This is a genomic window from Photobacterium sp. R1 (genome assembly GCF_054600795.1).
In genome coordinates this window covers 1-354 of the sequence record NZ_BAAHZP010000240.1, presented here as the reverse complement: position 1 = coordinate 354, position 354 = coordinate 1, and the positions used below count along the sequence as shown (strand labels likewise).

The 354-nt window shown below is 43.2% G+C and carries 1 protein-coding gene; it reads right to left on the bottom strand.

The window, feature by feature from the left end; all coding sequences use genetic code 11:
- Positions 1-115: 115 nt before the first annotated feature.
- The coding region (locus tag ACYP03_RS24855) for a hypothetical protein (RefSeq protein ID WP_459782504.1) at positions 116-354 on the bottom strand (239 nt) is incomplete at its 5' end.

The window sequence follows — 354 nt, the reverse complement described above, 5'->3', positions numbered from 1 at the left end:
ATTAAGCCTACAAACTTTTAGGTAGGGTTGAGTTTTTGTAGCCAGATTGGATAGAACACAAGTTCACATAGCAAAACTTAATATAATTTTTAGAGAGTTAAATTACGTCGAAACTCTAAATAACGGTTGTCCAATAACGAGTTTTAAACCCAAGCTTTCTTCTTACAGGGGAAAATTCAGGACGAATTTTCAGGTTGTCGGCGCCGGGAGCGGCTACAACCGTCCCGGCCAATACCAAAGAACACAAAGGGGCTTTCTGGGCACTCTTTGAGCCAACAAAGAGTGTCTGGCGCGCGTACAAAGATGCAGAGAGAAACGCCGGACTCAAGTTCGACAAACCTTCGAACTCCAAAT